This window comes from Achromobacter maghribensis, from assembly GCF_057334215.1.
The window spans coordinates 40302-42930 of record NZ_JBHFII010000035.1 but is presented as its reverse complement, the minus strand read 5'-3'; the positions used below and the strand labels follow the sequence as shown (position 1 = coordinate 42930).

3 protein-coding genes are annotated in these 2629 nt (G+C 65.4%); 2 read left to right on the top strand and 1 reads right to left on the bottom strand.

Annotated elements, in window-relative coordinates:
• Positions 1–31: 31 nt before the first annotated feature.
• Positions 32–898: a universal stress protein gene (locus ACE039_RS14580; protein WP_448710594.1), complete on the bottom strand. Its 867-nt coding sequence runs from the start codon at positions 896–898 to the stop codon at positions 32–34.
• 264 nt (positions 899–1162) lie between these two features.
• On the opposite strand from ACE039_RS14580, the gene ACE039_RS14575 reads away from it, so the two are divergent.
• Complete coding sequence (locus ACE039_RS14575; protein WP_105559486.1) at positions 1163–1801, top strand: trimeric intracellular cation channel family protein; 639 nt, start codon at positions 1163–1165, stop codon at positions 1799–1801.
• Between the two features lie 124 nt (positions 1802–1925).
• The gene (locus tag ACE039_RS14570; protein WP_485822669.1) at positions 1926–2627 is read left to right on the top strand and encodes a GntR family transcriptional regulator; all 702 of its coding nucleotides are present in this window, start codon (positions 1926–1928) and stop codon (positions 2625–2627) included.
• Positions 2628–2629: the final 2 nt, after the last annotated feature.

Here is a 2629-nt window from a genome sequence, read left to right as displayed (position 1 = left end):
GGAGGGGGCGCCGATTTTTCTTGCGGGCGGCTTATTCCTTTTCGGTCAGCCGGACGATCAGCACGTCGCTGGGCAGGGATTCCAGCAGCCGCTCGGCCACGCTGCCGATGGCGGTGCGCAGGATGCCGGTGCGGCCGTGGGTGCCCGTGACGACCAGGTCGGAGCGATGGTTGAACGAGTATTCGGACAGCACGGTTTCGGGCTGGCCGGCCTCGAGCACGATCTGGGGCGTCTTGCCGGCCAGTTCGGGCGTTTCAGCCGTGAATTCCCGCGCGCTTTGTTCGGCGCCCTTGTAGAAGCTGCGCGTAACGGCGTCGTCGGGCACGGTCTTGCCCTGAAACGGCACGTCATAGGCGTGGAACAGCGTCAGATTGGCGTTGGGCACCAGCTGCAACGCGGCGCGCAGGGCCTCGCGCGAGCCGGGCGAGAAATCGGTGGCGACCAGCACGTCGCGGTACGGCTTGCGCGGACGGGTCTTGACCACCAGAACCGGCTGGCGCGCCTGGCGGGCCAGCTTTTCGACGGTGGTGCCCAGCAGCAGCCGGCCCAGCGTCTCATCGCGGGCGATGCCGGTGACGATCAGCGAGCAGCCGAAGCTGTCGGCGGTTTCCATGATGCGCGTGAGGGGATCGCCGGATACGACGACGACTTCGGACGGCACGTCGGCGGCAGCCAGGTCTTCGGACAGCTCGCGTTCGGCCAGCGCTTTATGATCGGTCGACAGACGCCGCCAGACCGGCGTGGTAAGACGGGCGGGCGTGGCATGGCTTTCCATGACATGCAGGACGATCAGCTTGGTGTTGAGCTCTTTGGTGAGCTGGAGCGCGCGGTCCAGGGCACGGTCGCCCCGCGCGCTCAGGTCCGTTGCCAATAGGATGGGGCCTGTTTGCTGTGTCATACGTTATCTCCCGGTTCAAGCCAGGGTGCCGGCTTCCGCATCCGGGCAACCTGGCGGTTGCCGCCCCTGAGGGCATGTCCCCATTGTCCCGCCGCGATGCGGACTGGGGATTGATCGATATCAACGCACGGTCCAGCGTACGGGATGGAACGCCTGTAGGCAATGGCGCCTTGCGCACGGTCAGGGTCAATACAATGGGGCCTGCCGTACCCCGAGTCCGGACCGCGTTCCGGCCCGATCACCGTCTTGCTGCCGCCTTTCCCCATGCTCTCCGATATTTCTCCTGCCCTGCTGCACACGCTGTACCTGGTCGCCATCGTGGCCGAAGCCATGACGGCGGCGTTGTCGGCCGGCCGGCGCGACATGGACTGGATGGGCGTCTGCATCATTGCCTGCGTGACCGCCCTGGGCGGCGGGTCGCTGCGCGACGTGCTGCTGGGACACTACCCGCTGACGTGGGTCATCCATCCCGAGTACCTGTGGATGACGGGCGGCGCCGCGATCCTGACCGCCTTGATCGCGCCCGTCATGCGGCGCCTGCGCAGCGTATTCCTGTTGGCCGACGCCCTGGGGCTGGTGGCGTTCACCGTCATCGGCTGCCAGGTGGCGCAGCTGATGCAATTGCCGATCACGGTGGTGCTGATCAGCGGGATGATTACCGGCTGCGCCGGCGGGGTGCTGCGCGACGTGCTGTGCAACGAAGTGCCGCTGCTGTTCCGCAAAGAGCTGTACGCCAGCGTGTCGGTCGTGACCGGGGCGCTTTACCTGGGCGGACAGTCCCTGGGCCTGTCGGCCAACGCCGCCGTGCCCGTGGCGCTGGCGGCGGGCCTGGCCCTGCGCCTGCTGGCGCTGCGCTTCAACTGGCAGATGCCCAAATTCGTCTATCGCGACGATTGGGACTGATCCCCGGGGCAGGACGTAGCGAAAGTTATTGGTCTCTGCAACAATATTCTTATTTGTGTTTCAATAGATTTCTAGTATCTTCTCGGTGTCTCAACCACGCATCGCGCAGTACAAGGGGAGCCGATTGGACGTCAAAGCGCCCGCCACGATTCCGTATTTCCTACAGGAACAGATTCGTGAGTTGATAGTGGATGGCACTATCCGGCCCGGGCAGCCCTTGCGGGAGCAAGAACTAGAGCAGCGTTTCGGCACCAGCCGCAGCCCGATCCGGGAAGCGCTGCGGTTGCTGGAACTGGGCGGCCTGGTCACGCATATCCAACGCAAGGGCTTCAGGGTCACCCTCTATACCGAAACGCAAATCCGTCACCTGTACCTGCTGCGTGCGGAGCTGGAGGCGTATTGCATCCGCCAGTTGGCGGACATGCACGACCTGGCGCCGCTGGTGGCCGAACTGCGCAGCTATGACGAGGCCATCGCGGCGGCCGTGGCCAAGCGCGACATTCGCGCCTGCATCGCGGCGGCGCGCGAGTTCTATCTGGCGGCGGCCCGCTACACGGGCAATACGCCGCTGACCAGCATGCTCAGCAAGCTCTACGAACAGGTGGAGCCGCTGCGCTATCTGCTGGCCCGGCGCTCGATCGAAACCAATACCTTGCAGATCTACACGCACGGCATCACGCAGGCGCTGGCCGTCCGCGATTTCGAGCGCGCGGCCGATTTGACGCGCACCTATGTCGTAGAAGTGCTGCCGGGCATTCTGCAGGCATACCGCGACGCCGCCGAACAGGCCGCGGAAGAGCTGGCGCCGCGCTACGGCCGGGCTTGAAC